This window comes from Pseudomonas iridis, from assembly GCF_017980685.1.
In the GTDB taxonomy this organism is placed as follows: domain Bacteria; phylum Pseudomonadota; class Gammaproteobacteria; order Pseudomonadales; family Pseudomonadaceae; genus Aquipseudomonas; species Aquipseudomonas iridis.
In genome coordinates this window covers 119,477-145,527 of the sequence record NZ_JACXXO010000013.1, presented here as the reverse complement: position 1 = coordinate 145,527, position 26,051 = coordinate 119,477, and the positions used below count along the sequence as shown (strand labels likewise).

The following is a 26,051-nucleotide window of genomic DNA, read 5'->3' as shown; positions in this document are numbered from 1 at the left end:
CAGCACGATCAGAGGAAAGAGCCGTGAATTAAAGACAAGAAGGGTCTGTTTTTCGGCCGACTTGGATTTTTTGAACCTCAAGCAGCGAGGGCCTCAAAAATCGGTGGGTACTTCAGACCTTCCTTAGCTTCATCGCACGCTCCCCTCTGCGATGGCGACATAAGTGGCTGTTACTATCGCTCCTTCGGGCCGTGAGACCCAGCGGGGCATGACACTTTATTGAGCTGGATGCTCAGTAGATGGTTTCCAATCCCCCTCCGCATCTCTGATGTCGTCAGGATAATCGCTAGCATAGAGCCGTCCCTTACGCGAGAGATATTGAATAGCCATCACCGTCTGTGCTTAAATCTCGGTTCGTCGGAACGTATCCATACGGTACATTCCCCGCGACCAATCGCAGTAGATAGCCAACGGATGGTGAAACCATGTATATGTCCGGCTTCGTTAATTCAAAGGCAGCAATCCCAGTATTTATTCAGTATGAGCTAAGGAAAGCTATGCTAGCCAGCTTTAACATGTCGAACGAACGGACAATCATCGGGGGCTACAAATCGCAAGGTCTGATAGATGCTTGCGCGACCTACTGGTATAAACAAATATTGATCAAAGCCTTCAAATATTCAAAGTTGTTTTCTTGTTTCTCTACCGCCACAGTTCCGCCACTACTAATCTTTATCATTCGAGGCATCGCATTGATCAGTCTTGATATTTTCATGCTGTTGCGAGCCAAGATTAAACTAAACGAGCAGGCTGCTGAAATCTATTGCGGAGAGGTCGGGGTGCGGCTGGTTTAACAGCTTGCACAGCTTTAGTGCTCTTATCCGTATCGTTAGCCCAAATCATATACCCGCCTTATTGCGTGGGATGAGAATTGTGTTGCCTGGGTGGGATGAAAGCCTCAAACACTGTGAATTTTGTAATAAGTGTTTATCACAAGGAATTGCTACATGCATTTGAAAACGAAGCAACTAACGGTATTGGGGATTGCAATTGCCACCCTCAGTGGGTGCCAAAGCATCAGTAACGGCTACGATAGCGTGAGCAGCACAGTGCGTGAGGCGGGTTCTAAGCACGGCATGGAGATCCTGTGTGGCGTTGGCGCAGTAAGCGGAGCCGTCATTGGTGCCAAGCTTGGTGGTAGCACCCATCGCTTGGCAGGCGGCGTTGCCGGGGGGCTGATAGGCGGGGCACTGGGTTGCTATGCTGGCTCGATCTGGGAGTCCAAGATGAAAGCGCTGGACAAGATCGCCACAGAAGAGAACATGGGGATTCAAGTACAGGCTTTGAAACTAGACGCCGTCCCTGGATCCGATGAAGTTGCTGACGCAGGCATGGTGGCGTTGGTTCAGGACGAAAGCATGTTTGCTTCCGGTTCTTCAAAGCTGACCACTACAGGCGCCCGCCAGGCCAAGAAGCTTGCGCAGGCTTTCGCGCTTAAAGTCGGCGAGGGAAAAGATGATGGCCAGCGGCGCTTTTTGGTGATTGGTCACAGCGACTCAGTTGGTAGCCCAACCTTCAATCAGAAACTGTCCGAACAGCGAGCTCGCGCTGTTGGCAAGGTACTGCAGGATGCTGGCGTCAAGGCCAATCGAATTTATTACCAAGGTGCGGGCTCCTCACGCCCCGTGGCTGACAACGACACAATCGACGGTCGCAATTTGAATCGACGCGTTGAACTTAGTGAAATGAAGACAGAAGCCGTACTCGTCAAACGGGTTCAAGCTGAATCTGCCAATGCCAAGTACGCGGTCTACAGCGTCGGTTCCCAGAAGAGTCCTTCGACTGCTGCGAGGGCGCCGATCAAGACTAAGTCTAAGGCGCAGATGGCGACAGTACCTGCAAAGCCCGGAACGACCACAGCCTCCGCGCCAGTCGCATCGACCAAAGAAGTCACGGAAATTAATGCGCTAGTGAACTTCGGCGGCGTCCCTGCAGCCAAGGGGCAAAGCGTGACTGCAGCCATCAAGCCGAAATCCGGTGGATTTGCCATCATTTCTCCTGCAAACGCCAGCGAACTTCCGATTCAGAGCTGCGAGGCCGATTCGCCTCGCGAGACTGGACAGGTATTGAGTCTCGCTACTGACAAGCCGCTAATCGACCACAAGACGTATGAATACATGGCCGGCTACAACAACCGAGTCTGGGCTGAGCGCGTCAATGGCAACCTGTTGACCATCACCCCTGTTTCAATTCTCAAGGAAAACGCTGCGGTCGACCGCCAGCCGATTCTTGAGGTGGTCAAGGACTATGACTCGGGTAATCGCAAAAGCCTGAAATCCATCCAAGGTGTGGCCAACACCTATGAGGGAGAGACCCAAGTGCTCTATCGGGTCTTTGCTAAAGATCCAAACGCCGCCGTTTCCTGCATTGACGTTGTTTTCGAGAAGAACTCGCCTCAGGCAACCAAGGGGCAGGTGTTCTACCCTCGTGGTCAGTCGGCCTATGTAGCTGAATTCGTCCCAATCAAAGCATCCTAACTCAGAGAGAAAATACTATGCATGATTTCTCCCCTTCTTCGATGCTGGCATTGATGATGGCAAACCGATTGGTGACGGTGTCGCTCACCTCCATGTTGGTGGCGATTGTGATCGCCGCGATGAACTGGGATAAGGTTTCCTACTTTATTCGCCGCATCTGGCACTGCATCCCTTTGATCGGTACGGTTTCTCGCTGGGCGCGGCAGATCAAACATGACAACGGCCAAGTTGATCAAAACGGCTGGCGCAGTGGTGAAATTGCCTTATGCGAAGAGTATTTCAACTACTATGACGCGGTTGACAAGGATCCCTCGTACTATGCCAAGTGCCAGGATTACTTGTCGAAGGTCTCTGAGCTTGGTCGTCGCACCAGTCCTGTGTGGGTTTTCCCACTGATGGGTGCGTTGCTGGTGCTCGAAGCGGTGGGCTTTGCATACGTCATTGGGCCTTGGATGAACCGGGATGCCTCGAGTAACGACCTCCAGTATCTGATCTGGTTTATGGCGGCGTTCCTTGCACTAATCTCTGGTTTTTTTGCCCACATTGCCGGCCACCAGATTCACCATAACTCGCTGATCAACAAAGCTCGCCATTGGTGGCGTGGCACTTCAAGCGGTATGCGTGATGGTCAGATCGGCAAGGACATCTCTCCGATCACTATCGACAACACACGAGACGATGATAAGGCAGCGGGTTACAACAAAATCCTCTGCCGTATCAAAACCAACGAAACCGTAACCTCCAAATACAATTGGATTGCGCTGTTCGCTGCCACCATCATCTTTGTGGCCATCGCAGCATTTTGGGTGCGGACTGAACAGCTCAATGCCCTGGAAACAGACATGGTTGCAGGCTACCAGGTCAGCCAAACAGGGAGTACTACCAACAGTCCATTCGATTTGCCGGCAGCTTCAGCCGACTCTGAAAAGCAGAGTCACGCCAAGTCGTTCGACGACAAGTTGGGTGCCGAGCACCGCGCCTCCCTGGTCACCTTCGGTGTCCTGTCTGTTGTGTATGTTGCCTTGCAGTTCATTGCACTCTGGTTGGCAATGGTTTATGGCTTTGCCGGCTTGTCCTCCAAAGATGCCTATGAAACCACCAGTAAGTTTAAAACGGCCAGTGAGATGGTTCGTTGGATGGAGCGTCAGCGCTTGGCAATTCGTGGTCACGCTAACCATAAATTGCGACTGCTTCAAAAGAAGGTCTCTGGTTATGACATGGCTACGGACTCTGGCGAAGAAAGCTCGAACAGCGCCCATACTCGAGATTTTGACGCTTTCTTGAAAATGAATGCGGTAAAGGTCGAGGCAGATCGCCGTGACAAGAAGGCGAAAGCTGACCAAAAAGCTCTCGATGATCACCGTGATAGTCTAGAGCTTCAGCGCCGCAAGGACAGCATTGATGTCGAGTACAAAAGCCCTGCTACCCAGATCAGTGTTACCCCTCAGGTGGTCGCTGAAGCGCCAGAGCGCGTTGCCCAGCTGCCAGAGGCTGCGCCAAATACTGATGAACCTCAGAAAGCGCCCGTAATGGCTGCACAGGTTAAACCAGGCGATTTTGATGACCTTCGTGGCGTTGATGATGAAGAGATTCAGCATTTGGTTGATGTCTACGGCCTTCCTTTCGATGAGCTGAAACGTATCAAGGCGGCCCAAATCACTCTGGCCAAGGTCGGTAAATTCCCGGCTAAAAACGAGGTGACTGCCTGATGAGAAGCATGCTGCGAAATATCTTTATCGCAGCCATGCTTTTGCCTGCCGCCGTTATGGCGGCAGAGCGGAACGACATGGCAAGTTGTTACGAAGCTTCCAAACTGACCGAGTTCAAGCCGGCACCGACCGGGCGTCAACTTGTGATTATCGTCGACCAGACCATCAAGATGCCGGAAGATATTCAGCGCTCGGCCTGGGAGAAAATTGATCGATTCGTGCAACCTGGCGATCAGGTCAAGCTCTATACCTTCTCTGCCTTCGTCCCCGGCGAATACATGCGGCTTGTTACGGATGTAACTCTCGAAGTGCCGCCATCCGACAGTGTTCGTAGTGACATGAGCATGAGCAAACTTCGTCAGCTCGAGACTTGTATGAAGCTGCAGAAGCCATCATTTGTTCGTGGAGTAGGGGGATTGTTCGTCAAGGGGATGCGTGATGCCAACAACGACAACCCTAAAAGCGAAATCCTGCATGCCCTGCGCGAGGTAGGCGCGGATTTGAGTAAGCAGGCTGCGAAAGAACGAGTAGTTTTTCTGATCAGCGACATGCTGGAAAACAGTGATTACGCATCCTTCTACGCCAATAGTGCCATCCAGAATCTCAATGTTGCCCAGGAGATCAGGAAGGCTTCAGACAGGAATTTGTTCGCTGACCTCGGCGGAGCACGGGTATATGTTGCCGGTGCCGGTCTGGTGACCGACAGCATCAAGCAGAAGTACCGCTCTGGCAAGACCATGGATCTACTTAAAGAGTTCTGGTCATCCTACTTTGAGAAGTCCAATGCGAAGCTTGAGTCCTTCGGTGCTCCTATGCTGAACGTTGACCTTTAATAGGCCTAACAGGACTTGATATGGATGGTCATCATGGCGGTTAATGAGATGTTCACTCCCCATGCCCCCCCCCCCGAGGGCTATGCTTTCGCGGGGCGTTTTGCTTTCGGAGGTCATTATCATTAGTAAGTTAGCGTTGATCGGTACCTCCGCAACGGCAGAATTGGAATGGCGGCAGAGCTGCAGTTATGGACAGCTGAGCGAAACGCATAGCCTATGCCAAGGGCCGCGAACTATTGACGGATTCCAATCCTGATGGATGCGGATCCATATGATAAGTTACTGAAGCTTGCGTACGAGCGAAATTGCAATGGCGGCCTACGCGGGATCGATACCAATCTTTCTACGTAGGTCGCTGGCTTTGATTGATGCTTTCCGTGAATGACGTTGGTGGTCTACAAATACGGACAAAAGAAGACGATTTCGAGAGCTTGGTAGGTTGAGATGACACAGTTCATGACAGCGCTCAAAACCGATTTCCCAGGTTTATTGTTGAGGTAAGTCGCGTGAAGGGTAGGAACAACACGCAAGATTCGGTAGATCCCAGATAAGGAAAGATCTCATCACGGTTTTTTCCGGAGCGGGAGTCACATGACGGTTGTTCCTAACCGGCAACAATTAGTAGACCTAGACCAGCGTAACGAAAGCCATGATTTCCACTTTGGAACTTCGGCGCATAGTAGAGTCGGGTTCCACACTCTCCTGTGTAACTGCGCGGTCAACCCCGATAGCTCCCTGATGATCAACATCGACTAATAGGGTACTCGTCATCAGCTTTCTCTACAGTTTCACGACTAGGGAGATATCTTAGAACGAGCCCCTTAGTCGCTAATCCAGTATTGTCCGAAAAGTCCCGAGCGAAGATCAGGTGGGGTTATCTTTAGGACAAAGGCGATTAAAATTACGCACCAAGATGTAATTGCAGACTTTCCATGAGGGAATTATTTTTGAACACGGCCATGAAGCGCACCACAATTATCGCCTTACTCTCCGCCGTTCTTGCATCTGCAGTTCTGGCTGCTACACCTGAATTACCCCAAGGAAGGACGGTCAAAGAGTTAATGCCTACCGAGCCGTTTCCCTCGACATACCCTGGGTTTGAGAACCAGAAGAGCAAATTCCCGGCACAACTTGAAGGCAGCGGCGAATTCAAGGTCACCCGAGTGGCAGGTATCTGCCCCGACCCAGCCAACCCCGCTAACTTCGCGATGGAAGCTGAGCATTTCATCCGTATGCGGAACCCGGCAGTGGCTGCGGAATTGGAAAAGCGCAACATCGATTGGGAGATGTGCGAAGCCTCGGTTGTTGGGCAAAAGCTCAAGGTTGTTCGTCTACAAGTCTTGACCATGGGGTGTGGTTTTCCCTATGAAGACCCAAAAACCCCCAGTCGCAACCCCATCATTCAACATGCCTGCTTTTACGTGCCCGTTGTTGAATATAACGGCAAGGAACAAGAGATTGCCAGCGATGCGCTGGAGGGTTTCGAGGCTTTTGCTGTAGAGCGTCTGAGTGCTTACCTGAAAAAATAAGCGCACATAACCAGTGATGCTGGAAAATCGGTCACTGGTTGGATTTCCTGGATTTACAGTTTCAAAGAGGCGAACTGGCTGGTGAAACAGATCTGGGTCGCTGCATTTTTGACGGTGCTGGGTGGCATACGTGCTACGAGATCTCCAAACGATGTGGAGGTGACAGCTTTGCAGGTATTTAGTTTTTAGCGCCAGATAAGCTCGCTTTGAGTCTGAAAATTCGGACTCACTAACGGGCGGTTTCAAGCCAAATGAATGCATCACGTTAAGCGTTGATGCCTGCCAGTCTTTGCTCCTCCAGAGGAGGGGACTAGGCACGAAAATATCTCCGGGGGCTCCAAACGCTTCGGCGGTCTAACTGCTCCTTGGAAATAATCTGGCGAGTCGTGTTTCGATACAATATCCCCACAAAAAGCGCAATCTGCAGTCATGGATAGGCTGCATTTTCGCTAGCTCAGGGCTTGTAGGGCCCGGTGCACGTACGGCTTCATAGCCGACTGCCGAGCACATCGTGAATGTTACTCCCGCACCTACGATGCAGGGTATGCGTCCGGCCAAGTCATCTACCCAACCCCGCAACGCTTGGACATGGTGTGCACTTAATTTAAGTGGGCACCAGTTCTAGCCCTTTAAGCGGGTATGTCATGCAGCCAACACGCCGTTCCTATTCCAAATCCTTCAAGGCCCAGGTCATTCAAGAGTGTGCCCAACCCGGCGCTTCGATTGCCGGCGTCGCCCTCAGCCATAGCCTCAACGCCAACCTCGTCCACAAATGGATTCGAGTGCACGCGCACAAAAGCTCAGCGCTTCAACCAGCATTTATCCCATTGCCCATGCAGATAAGGGCACACCCACCTTCATCGAATATCAGCATTGAGATCCTGCACCCACGCGGCACCGTCAAAGTGAACTGGCCGACCGATAGTGCTGCTGCCTGCGCCGCTTTCCTTCGAGACGTGTTGCGATGATCCGTATCGACGCCATTTGGCTCGCCACCGAGCCCATGGATATGCGCGCCGGTACCGAGACTGCGCTGGCCAGGGTGATCGAGGTCTTCGGTGCGGCGAAGCCGCACTGTGCTTATCTGTTTGCCAATCGCCGCGCGACTCGGATGAAAGTGCTGGTACACGATGGGATCGGCGTTTGGCTGGCTGCACGTCGCTTGAACCAAGGCAAGTTTCACTGGCCAGGCCTTCGACAAGGCAGCGAAATGCAGTTGGATACTGAGCAACTTCAGGCCTTGGTGCTCGGCCTCTCTTGGCAACGTGTTGGCGTCGGAGGTGTAATTACACTGCTTTAAAAAACTTTAATTAGCGTCTTGGTTTGCTGTCGCAGGCGGTCTGCTTTGGTAAAATCCACGGCATGACTTCCTCGCCCAATCTCGATCAAATGACTCCCGACCAACTGCGTGCATTCGCTGCGCAGTTGCTGTCGCAAGTGGAGACCATGGGCAAGACGGTAGAGACCATGGGCAGAACGGTCGAAACCATGGGCAAGAAGATCAACCGCGATCAAACGGTGATCGAAAAGCTGACCCACGAGATCGCACAGCTCAAGCGTTTGAAGTTTGCCAAGCGTAGCGAGCAGATGAATCCTCAGCAGGCCAGCCTGCTGGATGACCTGATCGATACCGATATTGCGGCGATTGAGGCCGAGCTTCAGGCGTTGCAAATAGCACCAGCGGCGACCGAGAAAAAGCAAAAGCCCAAGCGCACGGCATTGCCGGCAGAATTCCCGCGCACGTTGATCCATCACGAACCGGACAACACTCACTGCCTATGCGGCTGCGCACTGAAGCGCATCGGTGAAGATGTCAGCGAAAAGCTGGACTACACGCCGGGCGTGTTCACCGTTGAGCGCCATGTTCGTGGCAAGTGGGTTTGCGATGACTGCGAAACGCTGATCCAGGCGCCGGTACCTGCGCAAGTTATCGACAAGGGCATCCCGACTGCCGGATTACTTGCGCACGTCATGATCGCGAAGTTCGCTGATCATCTTCCGCTTTACCGTCAGGAATCGATTTTTGGTCGAGCTGGCTTGTCAATTCCACGCTCCACTTTGGCTCAATGGGTCGGCGTTACGGGCGTGCAGCTGCAGCCACTGGTCGATGCCCTGCGTGACGTAGTGATCGGGCAGCAGGTCGTGCACGCGGATGAAACACCCGTACAGATGCTCGCTCCGGGCACGAAGAAAACCCACCGCTCTTATGTTTGGGCTTACGCCACCAGCCAGTTCTGCGAAACAGCCGCTGTCGTCTACGACTTCAGCCCCAGCCGCGCCGGTGAGCATGCTCGCAACTTCCTGCAAGGCTGGAAAGGCAAGTTGGTCTGCGACGATTTTGGCGGTTACAAGGCCAGCTTCGAGATCGGCGTGACCGAGATCAGCTGCATGGCCCACGCTCGGCGCAAGTTTTTCGAATTGCATACCACCAACAAGAGCCAGCTCGCCGAGCAGGCCCTGCGTTACATCCAGTTGTTGTACGAAATCGAGAGCGAAGTACGTGACCTGGAGTCGGAATTACGGCGCCGAATACGGCAAGAAAAAGCCGCGCCAGTGATGGATAGGCTGCATGCCTGGATGATCGCCCAGCGTGATCTTGTGCCCGAAGGTTCAGCCATCAGCAGAGCATTTGATTACAGCCTCAAACGCTGGGCCGCGCTGTCGCGCTACCTCAATGACGGGGCCGTACCTATTGATAATAATTGGGCGGAAAACCAGATCCGACCATGGGCCCTTGGACGCAAGAACTGGCTCTTCGCCGGATCGCTACGCAGCGGAAAAAGGGCGGCGGCGATCATGAGCTTGATCCAGTCTGCGCGGCTGAATGGCCATGATCCGTACGCCTATCTAAAGGATGTTCTCACGCGTCTACCGACGCAGCGGGCGAGTGAAATCGAGCAGCTGCTTCCGCATAAGTGGCAGCCGGTTTAATCACGCAAGACGTGATGCCCGGACGCATACGATGCAGGGCGAGGTGGGCGGGTTGCTTGTGCGTCCCCAGGAAAAATAGGCCTAGCCACTACCTACCCGAAGAGCTAATGGCAACGCTACACGCGCTCTGAAGTGCGCATATATTTAAGCTTTAGTTTGCAATTGAGCCAGTTGTATCTTCAGCTGTGCGACTTCGCCTTCCAGTTCACGCACTCGCTCCTTAGCCTCAACTTCTACGCTGACGTCCTTCTGGATACCGATGAAGTAGGTGAGTTGATCGTTGTCATTGAATACCGGGGTAATCGAAAGCTCGTTCCAGAAGGCGCTGCCGTCCTTGCGATAGTTGTGAACGACTTGTCGGCAGGGGAGAAGGTTCCTTATCGCCTCGCGGATTACTGTCAAGCCGGCTTGGTCGCAGTCATCACCCTGCAGGAAACGGCAGTCCTGGTACAGGATGTCGTCAACGCTGTACCCCGTCAGGCGCTGAAAGGCTGGGTTGGCATAGATCAGGATGTTTTCGTCGCCTTCCTGCTCTGCTACCACGATGCCATCGTTGGATGCTTCAACCACCAGTTTCAGCAGTTCTGCGTTGATCATTTTCAGAGCCCCAGTGATTGACATATCATCTTAAAGCAACTTAACGCGTCTGGGCATGTTCTAGAAAATCATACCCCTGCTGTGTTGGGTGATATTTTCAATCAGCCCCAACAGTCTCAGGACTAATGCCCGAGCCGGTGAGAGAACCACTACACATTTTCTCAAAACGATCATTCGGGCTATCGGAAACGCTGCCGTAGCGTGACTGCGTTTTCTAAGCCACCTGAGTCGCAAACCTGCCGACCGCGTCGACTACTCTCTTGGCGCCATCCTGAATCTCAACAATTACCTGGCCTGCCTGCGTGGCAAGTTCAAGGCCTTGCTCTGCTTGAAACTTGCTGTTTGCCATCTCGGCTACGGTCTCATCCACCAGCTTCTGGTTCTGCAAGACAACCGATGCGATTTCTTCAGTAGCAGTGCTGGTGCGCCCAGCCAATTGTCGAACTTCATCAGCCACGACCGCAAAGCCTCGACCCTGCTCACCTGCGCGAGCAGCTTCAATCGCAGCATTCAATGCCAACAAGTTGGTTTGTTGGGCAATACTACTAATCGTCTGAATGATGGAGCTGATCAACAATGACTGCTTACCGAGCGCTTCGACCCCGCCAGAGGCAGTCTGCATATCAACAGCAATTTTACTCATGGTATGCATAGTGTCGTTGACTACGAGTGCCCCCGCTGAGCACTAACATCCGTCTGCTGGGAAATTTCAAATGCAGTTTGAGCGGCTTTACTGATCTCTTGCTCACGGGCAATTTGATCGGTGACTACCGCTGCAAATTTAACGACTTTGCAGAGTGCTCCTTCGGTGTCATAAACCGGATTGTACGTCGCTTCCAGCCATACGGTTTGACCACGACTGTCAATACGTTCAAATCGACCTGCAACAAACTCTCCCTTGTTCAAAGTTGACCAAAAGTCTTTGTATTTTTGGGATGAGACTTCCTCTGGCTTGCAGAAAATACGATGGTGACTGCCTTTAGCTTGGCTCAAACTGTAGCCCATCGATTTTAAAAATTGCTCATTAGCCATGAGAACCTGCCCGGTGAGATCGAACTCGATCACCACCGTCGAACGAAGCAGTGCGTCAATGAAGGAGGCGTTTTCCGATGCTTTTTCCACTCGAGAGGTAATGTTCGTCGCATAGCACGTGATATGACTCAACCGGCCAGTCGCATCCGCTATAGGCTGCCAATGTGCATGAAGCCACACCAATGAACCGTCAGCATGCAAGTACCTGTACTCGTCAGTGATGGAGTTGCCTGCGGCGACAGCTGCTCGAAAGTTGTGAAAGCACGGAAGCTTGGCTACGTACTGCGGAACAATATCGGCCATGGCACGACCTAGGAGCCGATCCTGGGGGTAGCCCAAAGCCTCTGCAAAATTTTCGTTGAATGAGATAATTTTAAACGTCGAATCGATACTCAACGTTAGCATTTCACGGTTCAGCCCATCGCGTAGTTGGCGCAGCTCCGATAGCTCGGCTGTCTGAGACTGAAGCTGTTTCTTGATTTTGGTATTGAACACGGGAAATCCCTTTTGGATCATGACAAGTCTATCGGCATGGCCGGCAGCATATTGAGGTCGCCCGACGTGTAGAACACGCTATGCCGTTTAGTCTTACTGCGAAGTGGGTGGGCCGGGAGAAAGCCCGGTTGATGTACCTTGGCAAGCCGTTGAAGGGCTAATCACATGGCGAAACTTAAGGTCTGCTCATGCCCACTCATGCGCGTTCAGATATCCAGACAGATTTTGCCGAAATGCTGGTTGGTTTCCTGATACTTGAACGCTTCGACAATCTCGCTCAATGGGAAATGACGATCAATAATCGGGCGCATGCCATTAGCATTGATGGCTCGGATCATGTCTTGCTGCTGGCTGCGGCTACCCACCAATACACCCTGCAGACGCACTTGCTTGATCAGTGCCGGTACAAAATTCATTGCACCGCTTACGCCACTCAATATCCCGATGATGGAAATGTGACCAGCAACCCGAATTGCAATCATCGATTGTTCAAGCGTCGCAGGGCCGCCGACTTCGATGATGTGGTCAACACCACGGCCACCCGTTAGAGCGCGTGCAGTTTCGCCCCAGTTAAGGTCTTTGCGGTAATTGATTACATGATCAGCGCCTAGCGCTTTCAGACGTTCAAGTTTTTCGTCGCTTGAAGAGGTAGCAATGACGGTAGCACCGGCCATTTTAGCGAACTGCAGGGCGAAAATTGAAACGCCACCAGTGCCTTGGACGAGCACGGTGTCGCCCGGTTTGAGTGAGTCATCGGCCATCAGGGCGCGCCATGCAGTAAGGCCTGCGGTGGTAAGCGTCGACGCTTCAGCATGGCTGTAGGCAGTAGGCGCGAGGGTGAACGATGTGGCTTTGGCCGTCACTTGCTCACGAGCGTAGCCGTCAATGCCATCGCCTGGCACGCTGACAAAGCCTTCAACCAGTGGCACACCGTCGATCCACTCCGGGAAGAAGGTGCTGACGACCGAGTCACCCACCTTGAATTCAGTGACATCTGGGCCGACAGCAATGACTTCACCTGCACCATCGGCCATGGGGATGCGTTTTTCGCTAGGGCCCCACATACCGCTGACCACCGCGAAGTCGTGGTAGTTGAGCGAGTTGGCGTGGAGGCGTACGGTGATTTCGCCACGCGCTGCGGCTCGGACTTCGCTGCTGCCAACCAAAACCTTTTCATAGCCGCCACCGGGTTGGACGAAGATAGTTTTGCTGCTCATAGGGGTTTCCTTATGTTTTCTAATTACGCGAAATAACGAAATGAAAATTTAAAAATTACAATTCGATGATCAGCCTAGCCGCAAAGTCATCAATAGCCTGCTCATTGCGCCGGTAGTAAGTCCACTTACCGATACGGGTGGTTAGCACGAAGCCTGCACGTTGCAAGATAGCTAAATGTGCAGACGCGGTAGAAGGTGAAAGCCCGGCCTTGTGCTGCAAGTGGGTTACGCACACTCCTATCGCAGGATCGCCGTGATCCTGAGGTGGGAAATTACTGAGTGGGTCTTTGAGCCACTCCATCATTAGCATGCGAGTGTCATTGCCCAAGGCTTTGAGCTGTTCGAGTATCATGGTTGGGAATGTTACGCTTTTTTACGAAATGCTCAATAAGTAATCTATTACCCTTCGGAAGGGTTTGAAATCAAAAAAACGCATCCAGCTGAATCGACCCTACGTTTATAGACGCATTGAATGACTGCTTGGACTACCCCGCTCGGCGTGTTGTCATCGTCTTAACGCAAATCGAGGTGAGTTAGAAGGCAGGCTCCAAACCAGCCCGTTAGAACAGGCCTCCCGACGTAAGTTTTTACAACGCCAAAATTCCGAGGCTTTCCAATCTGTCGACCTCGCGCTTTGGCACTTTGTGTATCTGAGGAGTTCCTCGGTTACGAATCATCGACAGCTTATCCATCAGCTTGTCCACATAACGCCGACGGAAACTCTCCGTGTATCGGTAGTTCTGCTCTGCGTTTCTTAGGAGTGTTCATATTCGCCTCAAAGCTATCCACAAAAAACGGGGATACACCTGTGGATATTGGCCCGAACACTACGGAATACAGGGTGTGCAATGCAATGGTCAGTAACTGAGCAAGTTTTGTGTTCGGCTGAGCCTTGTTGGCGGTGATCTGCCCGTGATCAAAACTGTGCAGCAGTATTACTCTCAATCGCCTCTGCAGCTGTCAGAGTATTTCTCATCAAACAAGCAACGGTCATAGGACCAACGCCGCCAGGAACTGGAGTCATGGCCGCCGCGATGTCCTTGGCAGAGTCGAAATCGACATCACCGACTAAAACCGAAACTCCGTTTTTCTCGACTCTGTTGATGCCAACGTCAATGACCACTGCACCCGGCTTGATCGCCCTTGCATCAATAAACTCCGCCCGCCCAATCGCTACCACCAGGATGTCGGCCTGACGACATTCAGCGATGAGATCTCGCGTTCGGGAATGCACAATCGTGACTGTGCAGTTTTCCTGTAAGAGCAAATTCGCCATTGGCTTTCGGACGATGTTGGGCCTGCCGACAATTACCGCTTTTTTGCCGCTAAGGTCACCGATTTGATCCTTCAACATCATCAGGCATCCCAGAGGAGTGCAGGGAATCAGTTTGGCTTTCCCCTGGCCCAGCAGACCCACATTGATCGGATGGAAACCGTCGACATCCTTGGCGGGATTTATGGCCGCGATAACCTTCGATTCATCGATGTGGGCGGGCAGCGGAAGCTGCACCAATATCCCATGCACATAGCTGTCATTGTTCAGCTTGTCGATTAGCCTGAGCAGGTCTGCTTCGGACGTATCGCTTTCGAGCAGATGAGGGAAAGAGTCAATGCCGGACTCAAGCGCCTTCTTCATTTTGGTCTTCACGTAAACTTGGCTGGCAGGATCGCTCCCGACTAGTACGACAGCCAGCCCGGGGGCTCTGCCGCGCTTCACCGACGGCAACATTCTTGCGCAAGATTTCGGCAACCGCCTTTCCATCGATTATGGAGGCCTCTGCGTTGAGCGCGTTTTCCAAAGGTTGTGTAGTGGTCATTTCGTCCTACCCATTAGCGGTTATTCGCCGCGACAACATGAACATGGTCATAGCTGAAAAAGCGCTCCAGCGTCAACTACTCCAGGGTGGCAGGATGGCTCTTGCGGCACAGGCAGACGTAGCGATGGTGAAACAGGCGTTGTGGAAAAAAATCCGCTTGAAGGTGAGGCAGCAATCCGACTGCGGGTTGATCGCACTATCCTGAAGATCTTGGGCTGGGGTATCGGTGTTATTGCGCAGCGTACTGATCGAGCACCCCGGTGGATTTCTACCCCTCAAGTCGGGCCGGAATCGACCTGAAGAAAACGCTTGGCGATCTTTACGACGCTATGAGTACGCAGTACTAAATCTGTCTACTTATGACGGCGGTAGGGATCCAGTTGCGGCGTACGCTGGAAAAGAAATCATCGACTCGGTCGGTGGGTGCTCGTAGGTTGAGGACAAAACAGCACTGAGTCGGTCGCCCAACAGGTTCCAGGCGTTTTTCTTCTCGGCGGCATAGTCGTGGTGCAAGTAATGGCGTCTCACCCGAGAGCCGGGCCAGCACATGGTTTTGGCAGCGATCGATGACGTCCAGGCTGACACCCAAAGCCTGCATCATGGTCGCGCCCGTGCGGCGCAGGTCATGCGGCGTCCAGTCACCGTTCTGGCCGTCGGCCAGGACCAGGGTGTCGTCGTGATGCCGTCTGGAGAGGGCCTTGCGGTTTTTGAACCGGGCTTGGCGATCGCCCACCTGTTTGCTCACCACCTTCACGTCCACGTGCCCATCATCCTGCTTGTTCGGAAAGCACCACAGGGAGTCTCCCGTCAGGGTCTTGAGTTCCTGAAAGAAATGCAAGGCGAAGGAGGAGAGGAAGATATGGTGGTCCTGTTTCTTGCCGCGGGTGCCTTTGACGTTTTCGCTGGGGAGGAACCAGGTTTGCTGGTCCAGATCGACATTTTTCCATTCGGCCTGCAGCAATTCACCAATTCGGCACAGCGTGCCCAGGCTAATCCAGAGCGCGAGCTGCGTTTCCTTCTTTAGCGGACGAATGCCGTCGTATTTTTGGCCCGCGGGGAGGGCGCCGTAATCGGCGGTCATTTGCTGGAAACGGTTGTGCAGTTCCAACAGCTCAGTTGGGGAAAGGATGCGGCTTCTTTCGGCTTCGTAGTCGGCAGGGATCAAGGGGGAGATGTCGACCAGTTCCGTCGGATTACCCTCAACCAGCAACGCCCGCCAAGGTTGACGCTTTCTGGCCCAGCTGAACATCTGAGTGAGGTCGGCGAAGAAACTGATGGCTTGCCGGTGAGCACCGCGGTTGACCACTGCTCGGATCAGCGCCCGAACATCGTGTTCGGAGACGCTGCTCACTACGGTCTTGCCGAGTGCTGGCAAAAGGTCCTTGTTAAAGCGTCGTTGCAACTCGGCATTGCCGTCTTTACGCGCGACGCCATCCAACAGCCAGGCCTTGGCCAGATCCTGGACGGTCAGTGTTTGCGCCTTCGACGTCTTTACCTGTTTGGCCTCTATATCAGCCGCGGCGTATGCCTGTGTCTTGGCGGTCTTCTTTTGCTCGTTAGGATTGATTTGCTCATCGATGAGCGCCCGGGCTTGGTTGCGTGCCTTGCGGATGTCCGTCAGGGATTTGCGCGGCCAGGTTCCGCAGGCGTACTCTTTGTTCTGCTCGCCCCAGCGATAACGATAGAAAAAGCTGACTGACACGCCGTCCTTGCGGACTGAGATTCGACCGGCGAGATTACCATCCTCGCGGAGGATCCGGCCGGCATCATTGACGGTCAGCGACTCGAGTTCTTTGATGGTGATTTTGGCCATGGAATGGACTCCCCCTACTTTTACCCCCACAAAAACGTCGGCTCTTGATGGACGTTACTGGACTCTCGTAGAGCAGAACACCGCTGGAGCTCAAGTAAATACTAGCTTAGAAAAATCCAGAGTAAAATTTTGGAAGCTTTCAAGAAGTATGAAAAAGGAGATGGGGTGCTAGGGGTCGAGTGTTCGAATCACTCCGTCCCGACCATATTTACTGAGTAAAATCAGACACTTAAGCCGATCAATCAGATCGGCTTTTTTGTGCCTGCGCAAAACCCGCGCAAAACTTGCGTAAAACTACCCGGTGATTTCGCTGACGCTCAGGTCTGGAATTGCCTCCTACCCGACGATTTCGTCATCGTTCTTGTGGTAGTTCTTCGTCATGGTCTCGTTAGCGTGGCCGGCGATCTTCTAACCGTCCTTTCCGGCTTTCTGGTACAGGTGCAGCGACAGCGCCCGCACTTCATGGAAGCCTGGCATTTCCTCTTCCTCCCATCCCTTGTAACAACCCGCCACTTTCGGCGCCTCCTTGAAGGCTCGCGTTAAATATCGCTCTTCGACCTGTGTCCGGTGGTCCTTCGTCTGCGTCTGCTTCTGCTTTTTACGGTCTGTCCGGCGATGGATCAGGTAAGGCGACACGATGTCATCCCGGCACCGGCCGATAACGGCCTGGAGTTCCTCGGTCACTTTGAACCGGATCCACGCCGCGTCATCAGCGCTGCGCCTGACCCTCGGCAGATGATCGTATCCAGGGAAATGGACGCGTGCCAGCAAACCAGCCTGCGCAACCAAGGCAAGTTTCTTGCGGAAACGCATGAGGATGTTTTCGACAAACTTACCATGCTCGTTAAGCAGGGGTTTGCCAAGATTAGTCGCGCACTGCTCAGGCCTTTAGGGAAGAGTAATTACGACGCGCAAGGCCGGAATATCTCTAATGTTGCTGCTGCCGTTTTGCCTGCCGATGCAGAAAACAGATCATTCGCGTTTGCGTTGGAGTGTGCACTTGTAAGAAGCGCACTGAAGAGCCTATCCGCACCAACCCAGCTACCCAGTTGAGTTGATGCGATTAGTCTAATTTGACGATAATTAAGAAGGGGGTTAAAGAGTTGGTCCCCCCAGACCTTGAGTGGCGCGAATTTCACCCATTTTTATCGAGCCAGCTGCGCTCAAGTGACCTCCGTCAAAATAGGCGGGGATTCCCTCGACATACGCTGAACATCTTTTGTTTTTGCAGATGATGTCAGTCACTGCGAGAGTGGAGACGTTAGAGTATTTTTTTGCCTCGGTAATGATGTGCTTATTCTCCCTGCTTTCACCTTTGAAGTCGTACGAGCTTCTTTTTTCACAGTCGATGTTTGGGATTTTCAAGGCTTTGTTCTTGCATTGCCCATCGTAGGCAGGAAAGGTTGGGGCTTTTAGAGCAACAATAATTTTTTTGTTTGTTGCCGCTAATCCTTTCAACATGGTGTCGAAGTCGCTGTAAAAGTCAGAATTTCTTTGAGCGTAGCTTCCCCATGAAGCACCAACAATTATTGTGTTGTAATCGGATAGCCTTTTTCTCACTTCTGTGTTGTATTTTTCGCATGAATCATAGTAGCCGGGGTTGATGTACTTTTGGCTGACGATCCCTTCAAATGGTACGCATGCGTGGTGTTCAACATTGCGCGCTGAAATTCCTTGTTGTTTTGAGATTACGTCCAAGTAACCCACGTAGTGCGCGGCATTTGAGTCGCCAAACACCAATACGCTCGGGCTGTCATCTCTTGTGCCAATCAAACATTTTTCGCTGTCGAAAAATTCCGGCTTGAAGTTTGATTGGCAAACATATGGCAGGCTCAATGCATTGTTTGTAAGTTCTGTATTTTCTTTGATTTTCTGAGCGTAATTGTCTGGTGATATTGAGCTGATAATCCCACCTTGGGTGATGGAGAGCGCAGAAAAACCAAGTATCGATACTGCAATAGCGGAAGGTAGTGCCTTGTTTTTAAAGCTGCTGGTCTGAAAGCGAAACGGTTTTTCAACGCAGAAATAGGACAGCAGGGTGAACATGACAAGCAGGGCAGCGCAGATCAATGTCCCGGTTAGCTCCAGGTCTCCGTAGGCATAACGATAGAACGCCAGGACCGGCCAGTGCCAAAGGTACAGCGAGAACGATACCAGGCCGATGGCCACCACCGGACGCACGGAAAGGGATCGAGTCACAACCCCCCCGCCGAAGTTGCCAGATGCGATCATGAGGCCTGCACCCAATGTCGGGATGATCGAGCGCAACCCGGGGAAGCCGCCTGTTTCGCTCAAAAACGCCAACGACCAGGCAATGAGTGCCAGCCCTGTTAGACCAGTGGCCTCAGCTACCCAGCGTGGCGGGGAGCGCTGTAGGCGATCAATTATTAGAAACAGCATCCCACCGAACAACAACTCGCCCGCACGGGACGGCAACATGTAATAGGCGAAGGAGTGGTCGCGAGTGATGAAGTATTCGCCGACGATAAATGAGGTGATGGCCAGTACGCTGGCAACGCTCAGTAGCAGTTTTCGTCCACCAAGTTTGTAGGACAAGAGCATAAGCCCCGGCCAGATAAGGTAGAACTGCTCTTCGACGCCCAGCGACCACATATGCAGTAACGGCACGGTGTCGGATGAGGCGGCGAAATAATTGGTATCCAGGAACAGCCAGAAATAGATGTTGGCAACAGACAGCACGGAGGCTATCGCGGATTTAGAAAGAGCTTGCACATCACTGGGCAGCATGAACAGCGTGCCGAACAGCAGGGTGGCAAGGGTCACAGCGAAGGCAGCAGGCAAGATGCGACGAATGCGGCGGCTGTAGAACTCTGTGAATGAGAACTCTTTTTTGGCGGCCTGACGGTGAACGATCCCGGTAATCAGAAAACCGGAGATCACGAAGAAAATATCCACCCCCACAAAACCACCGGGCAGCCACTGCTTATTAAAGTGGAAGATAACCACGGCCAAAACGGCCAAGGCCCTCAGTCCGTCAATGTCTGGACGATAGATCAAGCTTTTGCTGCTCATTAATTCCCTTTCTCCGGGCATGCCGGGGGCAAATTGATATCGCGGCGGATTCTACAATCTAACGCCGATCGTGTCAGGGTTGATACGATTTAGGGGGGCGGTAGAATGCCGGGGGTGTAGGGACTTTCTGGCTGAAAGCCCGTAGGGAGATTTGCGGAGCCTGCGCAAAACTGATTTGCGCCGTGAAGTAATAAGGACGTTACGTGTTTCGAACAATGATTCTGCTGGTTTTTATCGCCGGTTTAGGCGGATGTGCGGCAACCGCTATGCGAATGGATTACGACAAGCATCGCTGTCCCTACATTGGTGTGCGGTTTGATTGGTGGTTAGTGGGCACTTCAAAAGGGAAACTGATCCCGTTTTTACTAATCGATGCACCGTTTTCCTTAGTGGTCGATACGGTATTTTTCCCCTTCGAATATCAATACAGCTGCAACCTGTGAGCTGCCTGACTCGTCCGCCCCAAGATTGGTTCGGGCAGGCGGGAATCATTGCCCATCGCGTACCTGCATTAACGCAAACCCCAAGAGATTCAAGCCCTGCCACAGATTTGGATTATTAGCGTCCGCGTGATCCTGGGCGAGACCAATGCCCCAAATGTTATCAACCGGGCTCGCTTCAACGATGATGCAAGAACCGGTGTCCTTGAGGAAACTGTTCAATTCCGGGTTTTGCGAAAATTTGGCTTTGTTCGCGCGCACAACAATCTCATATCGATGTTGCAGCCAATCCTGCTCGTTAAATCCGGAGATCTTGCGGCCCAGTGCTTTGGCTGCGTTGGGGGTGGCGGCTTGAAGTATTTGGGCGCGAGTTTCCTGATCACCAAACAAAACTGCCTTCTCGGCCATCATGTAGTGTTCGGCAGTTGGGTAGCGTTGCCCATCAACAATGAATTCGGCGATATACCATTGGCTGAAGCATGAAGCGGTAACGCCGTGCTTGCCGGGTTGGTGCCCCCAGAAAAAAGTAAATTCCATTTTCTCTGCGCAATTGAATCGGGAGCGCAGGTCTTCGAGATATTTAGAGTCGGGCAATGGGTCTTCCTTGGTGAAGGGGGCGTCGAGGTGAGCATTTAAGTTGTATGCGTCGCCCCGCAGGGCGCATCAATAGACCATTGTGATGACATCAGAGGCGGATTTAATACCGGCAAACGGCTGCTATTCAAGCTTACGTGAAGCTTGATGCAAGGATCGTCGAGCCTTGAGTGGGCAATCGCGAACAGCCCATTCAACAGACGCTACTGTTTCGGCTCTTTCTTCATGTCCTGCGAATCACTTGAAGTCGCAGCATCCTTTTCCGTTTCATGCGCCTGCGCGCCGGCATTACCTCCTGAAGACTCCTCGCCCTTTTTGTTCGCCTTATCATCATGTGCGCTCGAACTTTTCGAGTGATTAACGCCCGGCAGGGCATTCGGTGGGGCGGCAGATTCTGCAGTGTTTTTCTCTGTTGCCGAGGCGCTCATCGGACCAATCATGAGCAGGCTGGCAAGCGATAGCAGCGCAATTTTCTTGTTCATCATCTAAGCCTTCACGCGAGGGGATGTACTGGTTTGGAGGTGCCAGAGAGACAAAGATGCATGGTGCTGGACGAGTGGTAGGGCAAATTGCTGGCCCCCGAGTGCCATTTTCATCGTCAAACTCTCCTTTTTTCATAAGGTTAGGTTGGTTATATGCGGACGATTGTCATGACCGTTGCAACGCTTTCCCTGGCTGTCTTTGCTTCAGGAGCGCAGGCGAAAGAGTTGAGTAAAGGTCATCGTTTTGCCTGTAACTGGGGTGCGGATATCGCTGCAGGCGCGCAGCGATCCAAGCTGTCAGGCATCTCTTTGTATGGCGCGCGCAAGCAGTTGCAGGTGCGCAAATTCCAGCAGCCGTGGATGCGCATGACCGCGATGGGGATTACCGAACAAACCTATAACAGCACCTCTAAACTCAAGCCGGCGGCGGTCAAGCAGACCTACTATGAGCAATGTGTGCGCCACGAACTGGCTCAGCGCTAGGGGCGAATCAGCGCAGCCAACGACTGCTGGCATCCCGATCTACTATCCTGTGAATAACGTCATTGTCTGAGAGTACGGATATGTTCAGATCAACGCGATGCATTGCAGGTGTGATTTCGCTGGTTCTGGTCGCCGGCCCGATGGCCGCGCTCGCGGATCCCGGCAACGGTAAGGGCCAAGGCAATAGCAAAGGCAACCTGCACAATGCACAAGGGGCAGGAAACAAAGGCAAAAACGCTAACAACGGGGATTACCGCCATGGCCCGACCGTCGACCGCAGCCACGTCATCGGCTTGGTCGGTGGATATCGTGACTATTGGCAACCCGGCCCTGCATTGCCCCCCGGAGTCCAGAAGAATCTGGCGCGTGGCAAACCGTTGCCTCCGGGTATTGCGAAGAAACTCGACAATCGTCTGCTCGGCCACCTTCCGCACTACGACGGTTACCAATGGCAGCAAGCCGGTACGGATCTGATACTGGTTGCCCTCGCCACTGGCCTCATCTATGAAGTCCTCAACGGCGCGTTCGAGTAAGCGCTTGCAGCATCGAGCCCGACTTTTTCAGGTCGGGCTTTTTCTTGCCTCGAAGATTCGTAACGTCGGCGCTGGAGTACCATGACGCACTCTCATCCCTTGCCGAGCTCAATGCCCTATGCCTGTTTTATCGCGCGTCATTTCGTTACTCGACCAGGCGCAGCGTGCCTTGCGCCTGGTTTGGGGGACGTCGCGCAGTTTGTTTCTGGGACTGGTGCTGGCGACATTGGTTGCCGGTGTGTTGCCAGCGCTGGCGGCGTGGCTGGGTCAACGGATCGTCGATGCGGTGGTGACGGCGATGCAGTTGCATGCGCAGCAGGGCGATGCGCCGTTGTGGCCGGTGTTGCGTTACGTGCTGATGGAGGCCGGGGTGTTGGCGTTGATGTCCGCAACGCAACGGGCGCTGTCGGTGCAGCAGTCGTTGTTGCGGGTGCAGCTGGGGCAGAAGGTCAATACGTTGATTCTGGAGAAGGCGCAGACCCTGTCACTGGTGCAGTTCGAGAACTCCGAGTTCTACGACAAGCTGGTGCGCGTACGCCGCGAAGCCTCGACCCGGCCATTGGCATTGGTCATGAAGTCACTGGGGCTGGTCCAGAACCTGATCATGTTGATCAGCTTCGGTGTACTGCTGGTGCATTTTTCACCGTGGGCGCTGGTCTTGCTGGTGATCGGCGCGCTACCGGTGTTCTTTGCTGAGGCGCACTTTTCCGGCGATGCCTTCCGGCTGTTCACCCGTCGGGCGCCGGAGAGCCGCCAGCAAAGTTACATCGAAACCTTGCTGTCCCACGAGGCGTACATTAAAGAGGTCAAACTGTTCGGGTTCGCGCCGCTGCTTTTACAACGGTACCGAGACACGTTCGCCAGACTGTACGCCGAAGATCGGCAATTGACGTTGCGTCGCGATGGCTGGGGCTTTGGTCTTGGATTGCTCGGCACGGCGGCGTTTTACGTGGCGTATGCCTGGGTTGTGATCGATGCCGTGCACGGCAATATCAGTCTGGGCCAGATGACCATGTATCTGGTGCTGTTCAAGCAGGGGCAGGGCGCGGTCAGCAGCAGCTTGAGTGCGATCAGTGGGCTGTACGAAGACGGCCTCTACCTGTCGAATCTTTACGAGTATCTCGCTGAGCCGGTGTTGGCCGATAGTGGTCATCTCACCGCTGGCGTGCGACCGGGCGATGGTCTGCGTTTTGAAAACGTCGGCTTCCGTTATCCAGGGGCTACCCGCGCGGCACTGGAGGGCATCGACCTGCATCTGGTACCCGGCAAAAGCATGGCGCTGGTCGGTGAAAATGGCTCAGGCAAGACCACACTGATCAAATTGCTGACGCGACTCTATCGGCCTGATCAGGGGCGCATTCTGCTCGATGGCAGCGATTTGCAGGATTGGGAGGAGACCACGTTACGTCGGCGCATCGGGGTTATCTTCCAGGATTACATTCGTTACCAGTTCACCGTCGGTGAAAACATTGGGGTTGGCGACACTTCGGCATTCAGTGATGAACAGCGCTGGAAAGACGCTGCTGCCGAAGGCATGGCTGCGCGCTTCATTGAGGGGCTGGAACGCGGTTACGCCACACAATTGGGTCGCTGGTTTGCCGGCGGTCAGGAGTTGTCAGGTGGGCAGTGGCAAAAGATTGCTTTGTCGCGGGCGTACATGCGTCGCGAGGCCGATATCCTGATCCTCGACGAGCCGACCTCGGCCCTCGATCCGGCAGCGGAGGCGGCGGTGTTTGAGCATTTCAGCCAGCACACCGAAGGTCGTATGACTTTACTGATCTCGCACCGATTTTCCAGTGTGCGCAATGCTGATCACATCATTGTGTTGGAACAGGGACGGATTCTGGAGCAGGGCGACCACGATGATTTGATTGAGACTGCCGGGCATTACGCGCAGCTCTTCGATTTACAGGCTCGCGGTTACCGTTAGGAGTCGCGTGCGCTGCGCAGCGGCGCTGGCCCCGCGACACGTGGCAAAGGTTTGGTCTGCATCAAGGCGTCGAGCGCCTTGCGATAATTCTGCCCGCCCAACGCCATGCTGTTGTTGTGCGTAGCGCCGGGTACCAACAACAAGCGTTTGGGTTGTTGAGCAGCGTTGAATAGTTGCTCGCTGAAACGCGGCGGCACGAACGCATCGGCCATGCCATGCACCACCAGCAACGGCATGTGAATGTCGGCGATCTTGTCGATGGAATCGAATTTCTGCGACAGCAGCCAGCGCACCGGCAGCGAGGTGTTGGCCACGGCGGCAGCCACATCTGCCAGCGAGGTGAAGGTGGATTCGATCACCAAGCCGCGCACTGCAAGCGGCGTCTTGTCGCGCGCGGCGTCCTGGCCAAGTTCGGCGGCCAGATCAACCGCCACCGCACCACCCAGGGAGTGGCCGTAGATCAGGCGTTTGTTCGGATCCGGTTGCAGCAGTTTGAAGCGCTCCCACGCCACCCGCGCATCTTCGTAAACGCTGCCTTCGGACGGCAGATCCCCCTTGCTCTGGCCGAATCCGCGGTAATCGATGGCCAGTACCGAGTAGCCCGCCGCGCGCAATTGCTCGATGCGGAACAACTGCCCGGTGAGGTTCCAGCGCACGCCATGCAGATAGAGGATCGCCGGGGCGTTGGCTTTTTCCGCCGGCCACCACCAGGCATGAATGTTTTCCCCGGCCTTGAAGCTCTTGGGTTGCAGATCGAGTTCCTGCACGCTGCCCGGCAAACCGCGATACCAGCCGGCAGTCCCCGGCTCGATGCGAAACAGCAGTTTGCGCTCGGTATGTTCCAGCACGGCACAACTCGTCGGCACGCCGATAATCAAAGCGGCCATGCAGGCGAACGCCAAGCGGCGACGGCGCAGACGAGTCATGAAGGAAAGGAACATTAAACGTTTCACCGAGGCGCAGACAAAGAACGCTTTTTACCAGATGCCTCGGTCTGCGCGCGATATTTTCGACCACCGCCCGTACGCAACGATTACAAAATGCTGCAACGGCTCAGTTCACCTTCAGCACGATCTTGCCGATATGATCGCCGGCCTCCATGTGCGCATGGGCCTGTGCCGCCTCTTCAAGTGCATAGACCTTGTCGATGATCGGCAGGCAGCGACCGGCACTCAGTACCGGCCAGACGTGCTCGCGCAACTGATCGGCAATGGCCGATTTCTCCGCCGCAGTGCGCGCGCGCAACAGCGACCCGGTGACCACCGCGCGTTTTCCCAGGATCGCCAGCAGATCGACGTCGTTTGCCTTGCCGCCCCCAAGGAAGCCCAGCATCACCAATCGCCCATCCATCGCCAGAGCGCTGACATTGCTGTTGAAGTAGGAGCCGCCCATGATGTCGAGAATCACATTCACACCCTGGCCAGCGGTTTTCTCGGCGATTACCGCAGCGAAATCCTCTTCGCGGTAGTTGATCGGTTGGCCTCCGAACTTGCTGATCGCTGCGCATTTTGCCGGACTACCGGCCGTGGCGAAGGCTTCGATGCCAAATTCGCGACAAAGCATCAGCGCCGTGGTGCCGATGCCGCTGGTACCGCCATGGATGAGCGCGCGTTGCCCTCGGCTGGCGCCGCCGAGACCGAACAGGTTGGCCCACACGGTAAAGAAAGTTTCCGGAATCGCGGCGGCCTGCACCCATTCGAGTCCGTCGGGAATGGGCAGAGTCTGGCCGGCCGGAACGCAGCAATATTCGGCGTAGCCGCCACCATTAGTCAGCGCACACACGCGGTCGCCGAGGGCAAACTGGTTGACACCAGCACCGAGTGCCACGACTTCGCCGGCCACTTCCAGGCCTGGGATCGGGTTCATTCCGGGCTTCATCGGGTACTTCCCGGCGCGCTGCAAGGCATCCGGCCGGTTGATGCCGGCAGCGTGTACGCGGATCAGCACCTCGCCTTCGGCAGCCACCGGCAACGGCACGCGCTTGGGTTGCAGAACTTCAGGGCCACCGGGCTGGGTAATTTCGATTCGGGTCATTTCGTTGGGTAAAGTCATGTGGACTCCTGTGATTAAAGGTTCTGTAGATGGGAGCGTGGTTTAAAGGCAATG

Annotated in this window: 22 protein-coding genes and 4 pseudogenes; 12 read left to right on the top strand and 14 right to left on the bottom strand. The window is 53.9% G+C overall.

Annotation, left to right across the window (positions count from 1 at the left end; translation table 11 throughout):
• The first annotated feature begins 425 nt into the window (after positions 1-425).
• The 8 genes from IEQ42_RS20295 to tnpC all read left to right on the top strand — a co-directional run bounded on the left by IEQ42_RS20295 (position 426) and on the right by tnpC (position 9,479).
• Entirely contained in the window at positions 426-794 is a 369-nt protein-coding gene (locus IEQ42_RS20295; RefSeq protein ID WP_210704901.1) for a hypothetical protein, read from the top strand.
• A gap of 153 nt (positions 795-947) precedes the next feature.
• Positions 948-2,477 carry an OmpA family protein gene (locus IEQ42_RS20290; protein ID WP_138763344.1) on the top strand — a complete coding sequence of 510 codons (1,530 nt, stop codon included), beginning with the start codon at positions 948-950 and terminating at the stop codon, positions 2,475-2,477.
• Between the two features lie 17 nt (positions 2,478-2,494).
• A complete protein-coding gene (locus IEQ42_RS20285; RefSeq protein ID WP_210704899.1) occupies positions 2,495-4,186 on the top strand; it encodes a hypothetical protein in 1,692 nt (563 codons plus the stop codon).
• Positions 4,186-5,019: a hypothetical protein gene (locus IEQ42_RS20280; RefSeq protein ID WP_210704898.1), complete on the top strand. Its 834-nt coding sequence runs from the start codon at positions 4,186-4,188 to the stop codon at positions 5,017-5,019. Before IEQ42_RS20285 ends, IEQ42_RS20280 begins: the two co-directional genes overlap by 1 nt.
• 959 nt (positions 5,020-5,978) lie before the next feature.
• Positions 5,979-6,548, top strand: a complete 570-nt coding sequence (locus IEQ42_RS20275; protein WP_210704896.1) for a hypothetical protein — start codon at positions 5,979-5,981, stop codon at positions 6,546-6,548.
• Between the two features lie 644 nt (positions 6,549-7,192).
• A complete protein-coding gene (gene tnpA, locus IEQ42_RS20270) occupies positions 7,193-7,516 on the top strand; it encodes an IS66-like element accessory protein TnpA (RefSeq protein WP_210704895.1) in 324 nt (107 codons plus the stop codon).
• Positions 7,513-7,848 (top strand): IS66 family insertion sequence element accessory protein TnpB, encoded by a 336-nt coding sequence (gene tnpB / locus IEQ42_RS27370; protein ID WP_074874357.1) that lies wholly within the window; start codon positions 7,513-7,515, stop codon positions 7,846-7,848. Before tnpA ends, tnpB begins: the two co-directional genes overlap by 4 nt.
• Before the next feature lie 62 nt (positions 7,849-7,910).
• Positions 7,911-9,479, top strand: a complete 1,569-nt coding sequence (gene tnpC / locus IEQ42_RS20260; RefSeq protein WP_210704894.1) for an IS66 family transposase — start codon at positions 7,911-7,913, stop codon at positions 9,477-9,479.
• Positions 9,480-9,623: 144 nt separating this feature from the next.
• Here the strand turns inward: tnpC and IEQ42_RS20255 are convergent, their stop codons facing one another.
• From IEQ42_RS20255 to IEQ42_RS20215, 10 genes and pseudogenes are all read right to left on the bottom strand, one after another.
• Positions 9,624-10,076 carry a PAS domain-containing protein gene (locus IEQ42_RS20255; protein ID WP_210704893.1) on the bottom strand — a complete coding sequence of 151 codons (453 nt, stop codon included), beginning with the start codon at positions 10,074-10,076 and terminating at the stop codon, positions 9,624-9,626.
• A gap of 214 nt (positions 10,077-10,290) precedes the next feature.
• Complete coding sequence (locus tag IEQ42_RS27795) at positions 10,291-10,698, bottom strand: methyl-accepting chemotaxis protein (RefSeq protein WP_414704706.1); 408 nt, start codon at positions 10,696-10,698, stop codon at positions 10,291-10,293.
• Positions 10,699-10,739: 41 nt separating this feature from the next.
• Positions 10,740-11,603: a PAS domain-containing protein gene (locus tag IEQ42_RS27480; protein ID WP_414704705.1), complete on the bottom strand. Its 864-nt coding sequence runs from the start codon at positions 11,601-11,603 to the stop codon at positions 10,740-10,742.
• A 206-nt stretch (positions 11,604-11,809) separates the two neighbouring features.
• On the bottom strand, positions 11,810-12,820 hold the full coding sequence (locus IEQ42_RS20245) for a zinc-dependent alcohol dehydrogenase family protein (RefSeq protein WP_138763338.1): 1,011 nt from the start codon (positions 12,818-12,820) through the stop codon (positions 11,810-11,812).
• A gap of 55 nt (positions 12,821-12,875) precedes the next feature.
• Positions 12,876-13,172 (bottom strand): ArsR/SmtB family transcription factor, encoded by a 297-nt coding sequence (locus tag IEQ42_RS20240; protein WP_099168544.1) that lies wholly within the window; start codon positions 13,170-13,172, stop codon positions 12,876-12,878.
• 564 nt (positions 13,173-13,736) lie between these two features.
• Positions 13,737-14,637 (bottom strand): annotated as a pseudogene (locus IEQ42_RS20235) (bifunctional 5,10-methylenetetrahydrofolate dehydrogenase/5,10-methenyltetrahydrofolate cyclohydrolase).
• Between the two features lie 79 nt (positions 14,638-14,716).
• A pseudogene (locus IEQ42_RS27355) lies at positions 14,717-14,901 on the bottom strand (LysR family transcriptional regulator); the annotation flags it as partial.
• Positions 14,902-14,994: 93 nt separating this feature from the next.
• Positions 14,995-16,450 (bottom strand): annotated as a pseudogene (locus IEQ42_RS20225) (tyrosine-type recombinase/integrase).
• Positions 16,451-16,786: 336 nt separating this feature from the next.
• Positions 16,787-17,164: pseudogene (locus IEQ42_RS20220) on the bottom strand (site-specific integrase); the annotation flags it as partial.
• Positions 17,165-17,545: 381 nt separating this feature from the next.
• Positions 17,546-19,483: an acyltransferase family protein gene (locus tag IEQ42_RS20215; RefSeq protein WP_210704891.1), complete on the bottom strand. Its 1,938-nt coding sequence runs from the start codon at positions 19,481-19,483 to the stop codon at positions 17,546-17,548.
• Between the two features lie 215 nt (positions 19,484-19,698).
• Here IEQ42_RS20215 and IEQ42_RS20210 point away from each other — a divergent pair, with 215 nt between their 5' ends.
• On the top strand, positions 19,699-19,926 hold the full coding sequence (locus IEQ42_RS20210; protein WP_215729189.1) for a YceK/YidQ family lipoprotein: 228 nt from the start codon (positions 19,699-19,701) through the stop codon (positions 19,924-19,926).
• A 45-nt stretch (positions 19,927-19,971) separates the two neighbouring features.
• Here the strand turns inward: IEQ42_RS20210 and IEQ42_RS20205 are convergent, their stop codons facing one another.
• Both IEQ42_RS20205 and IEQ42_RS20200 read right to left on the bottom strand, forming a co-directional pair.
• Complete coding sequence (locus tag IEQ42_RS20205; protein WP_228732010.1) at positions 19,972-20,517, bottom strand: NADAR family protein; 546 nt, start codon at positions 20,515-20,517, stop codon at positions 19,972-19,974.
• Positions 20,518-20,720: 203 nt separating this feature from the next.
• Positions 20,721-20,999, bottom strand: coding sequence for a hypothetical protein (locus tag IEQ42_RS20200; RefSeq protein ID WP_210704890.1), 279 nt, complete (start codon positions 20,997-20,999; stop codon positions 20,721-20,723).
• A gap of 153 nt (positions 21,000-21,152) precedes the next feature.
• Here IEQ42_RS20200 and IEQ42_RS20195 point away from each other — a divergent pair, with 153 nt between their 5' ends.
• From IEQ42_RS20195 to IEQ42_RS20185, 3 genes are all read left to right on the top strand, one after another.
• On the top strand, positions 21,153-21,482 hold the full coding sequence (locus IEQ42_RS20195) for a hypothetical protein (RefSeq protein ID WP_210704889.1): 330 nt from the start codon (positions 21,153-21,155) through the stop codon (positions 21,480-21,482).
• 80 nt (positions 21,483-21,562) lie between these two features.
• Positions 21,563-22,015, top strand: coding sequence for an anti-virulence regulator CigR family protein (locus IEQ42_RS20190; RefSeq protein ID WP_210704888.1), 453 nt, complete (start codon positions 21,563-21,565; stop codon positions 22,013-22,015).
• A 118-nt stretch (positions 22,016-22,133) separates the two neighbouring features.
• Entirely contained in the window at positions 22,134-23,945 is a 1,812-nt protein-coding gene (locus IEQ42_RS20185) for an ABC transporter ATP-binding protein (protein ID WP_047300509.1), read from the top strand.
• Here the strand turns inward: IEQ42_RS20185 and IEQ42_RS20180 are convergent.
• Together IEQ42_RS20180 and IEQ42_RS20175 are read right to left on the bottom strand one after the other, a co-directional pair.
• Entirely contained in the window at positions 23,942-24,886 is a 945-nt protein-coding gene (locus tag IEQ42_RS20180; protein WP_210704887.1) for an alpha/beta hydrolase, read from the bottom strand. The genes IEQ42_RS20185 and IEQ42_RS20180 overlap by 4 nt on opposite strands.
• A 112-nt stretch (positions 24,887-24,998) precedes the next feature.
• Positions 24,999-25,997: an NAD(P)H-quinone oxidoreductase gene (locus IEQ42_RS20175; RefSeq protein WP_210704886.1), complete on the bottom strand. Its 999-nt coding sequence runs from the start codon at positions 25,995-25,997 to the stop codon at positions 24,999-25,001.
• Between the last annotated feature and the right edge of the window lie 54 nt (positions 25,998-26,051).

Bases quoted from the DNA above. Each gene is read 5' to 3' on its own strand.
- IEQ42_RS20295 (WP_210704901.1), top strand. From the start codon at position 426: ATGTATATGTCCGGCTTCGTTAATTCAAAGGCAGCAATCCCAGTATTT.
- IEQ42_RS20290 (WP_138763344.1), top strand. From the start codon at position 948: ATGCATTTGAAAACGAAGCAACTAACGGTATTGGGGATTGCAATTGCC.
- IEQ42_RS20285 (WP_210704899.1), top strand. From the start codon at position 2,495: ATGCATGATTTCTCCCCTTCTTCGATGCTGGCATTGATGATGGCAAAC.
- IEQ42_RS20280 (WP_210704898.1), top strand. From the start codon at position 4,186: ATGAGAAGCATGCTGCGAAATATCTTTATCGCAGCCATGCTTTTGCCT.
- IEQ42_RS20275 (WP_210704896.1), top strand. From the start codon at position 5,979: ATGAAGCGCACCACAATTATCGCCTTACTCTCCGCCGTTCTTGCATCT.
- tnpA (WP_210704895.1), top strand. From the start codon at position 7,193: ATGCAGCCAACACGCCGTTCCTATTCCAAATCCTTCAAGGCCCAGGTC.
- tnpB (WP_074874357.1), top strand. From the start codon at position 7,513: ATGATCCGTATCGACGCCATTTGGCTCGCCACCGAGCCCATGGATATG.
- tnpC (WP_210704894.1), top strand. From the start codon at position 7,911: ATGACTTCCTCGCCCAATCTCGATCAAATGACTCCCGACCAACTGCGT.
- IEQ42_RS20255 (WP_210704893.1), bottom strand. From the start codon at position 10,076: ATGATCAACGCAGAACTGCTGAAACTGGTGGTTGAAGCATCCAACGAT.
- IEQ42_RS27795 (WP_414704706.1), bottom strand. From the start codon at position 10,698: ATGCAGACTGCCTCTGGCGGGGTCGAAGCGCTCGGTAAGCAGTCATTG.
- IEQ42_RS20245 (WP_138763338.1), bottom strand. From the start codon at position 12,820: ATGAGCAGCAAAACTATCTTCGTCCAACCCGGTGGCGGCTATGAAAAG.
- IEQ42_RS20240 (WP_099168544.1), bottom strand. From the start codon at position 13,172: ATGATACTCGAACAGCTCAAAGCCTTGGGCAATGACACTCGCATGCTA.
- IEQ42_RS20215 (WP_210704891.1), bottom strand. From the start codon at position 19,483: ATGAGCAGCAAAAGCTTGATCTATCGTCCAGACATTGACGGACTGAGG.
- IEQ42_RS20210 (WP_215729189.1), top strand. From the start codon at position 19,699: ATGATTCTGCTGGTTTTTATCGCCGGTTTAGGCGGATGTGCGGCAACC.
- IEQ42_RS20200 (WP_210704890.1), bottom strand. From the start codon at position 20,999: ATGAACAAGAAAATTGCGCTGCTATCGCTTGCCAGCCTGCTCATGATT.
- IEQ42_RS20195 (WP_210704889.1), top strand. From the start codon at position 21,153: ATGCGGACGATTGTCATGACCGTTGCAACGCTTTCCCTGGCTGTCTTT.
- IEQ42_RS20190 (WP_210704888.1), top strand. From the start codon at position 21,563: ATGTTCAGATCAACGCGATGCATTGCAGGTGTGATTTCGCTGGTTCTG.
- IEQ42_RS20185 (WP_047300509.1), top strand. From the start codon at position 22,134: ATGCCTGTTTTATCGCGCGTCATTTCGTTACTCGACCAGGCGCAGCGT.
- IEQ42_RS20180 (WP_210704887.1), bottom strand. From the start codon at position 24,886: ATGTTCCTTTCCTTCATGACTCGTCTGCGCCGTCGCCGCTTGGCGTTC.
- IEQ42_RS20175 (WP_210704886.1), bottom strand. From the start codon at position 25,997: ATGACTTTACCCAACGAAATGACCCGAATCGAAATTACCCAGCCCGGT.